This is a genomic window from Acinetobacter sp. Tr-809 (assembly GCF_011753255.1).
Taxonomy (GTDB): Bacteria; Pseudomonadota; Gammaproteobacteria; order Pseudomonadales; family Moraxellaceae; genus Acinetobacter.
This window is the reverse complement of record NZ_VWVZ01000017.1, coordinates 1-879: the sequence shown is the minus strand read 5'-3', so window position 1 is coordinate 879 and position 879 is coordinate 1. Positions and strand designations below refer to the sequence as shown.

General features: G+C 44.8%; 1 pseudogene. It reads left to right on the top strand.

Features of this window, described 5'->3' with window-relative positions:
• Positions 1 to 879: pseudogene (locus tag F3J02_RS18355) on the top strand (hypothetical protein); the annotation flags it as partial.

The window sequence follows — 879 nt, the reverse complement described above, 5'->3', positions numbered from 1 at the left end:
TTAAAGGTTCAGCAGATGGCAGCATCACCAGTACCACGACAGCAGATGGTGTACAGCTAGGCTTAGGCAATACCATTAAAGTTGGTACAGCGAATCCAGTCACTATTGATGGTACAGCAGGTACGATCGGTGGTTTAACGAACAAGACCTGGAACGGCACAGCAGTATCAGGTCAGGCAGCAACAGAAGATCAATTGGCAGCAGTTGATAGCAAGTTGGGTACGTTAGACGATGCAGCAGTTAAATATGACAATGCAACGACTAAAGACAAGATCACGCTTGCAGGTACTGGTGGTACCACGATTACTAACGTAAAAGCGGGTGCGGTAAATTCAAGCTCAACTGATGCGGTGAATGGTAGCCAATTATTCAACACTGCAAACAATGTGAAGAACATTGTAGGTGGTTCAACCACAATTGATGCAACAACTGGTGCAATCACGACAAGTAACATTGGTGGTACAGGTTCGAACACAATTGATGGAGCGATCACAAGCGTTAAAGATGCGGCCACTAAAGCGAAAACAACGGTTACAGCTGGAGATAACGTTGTTGTGACCCCAACGACGAATGCAGATGGTTCAAGCAACTATCAAGTATCGACAGCGAAAGATGTGAACTTCGACAAGGTAACTGTAGGTACAGTTGTTGTAGATAAAACGACAGGTATCAATGCAGGTAATAAAAAGATCACCAATGTGACTGCTGGAGATATCAGCTCAGCAGCATCGACAGATGCGGTGAATGGTGGACAATTATTTACGACCAACCAAAATGTGACGACTGCTCAAAATGCGGCAGATGCAGCACAAGCGACAGCGGACAAAGGCATTAAGTTTGGAAATGGTACAAGCAGTAACCAATTTGCTTTAGGCGATA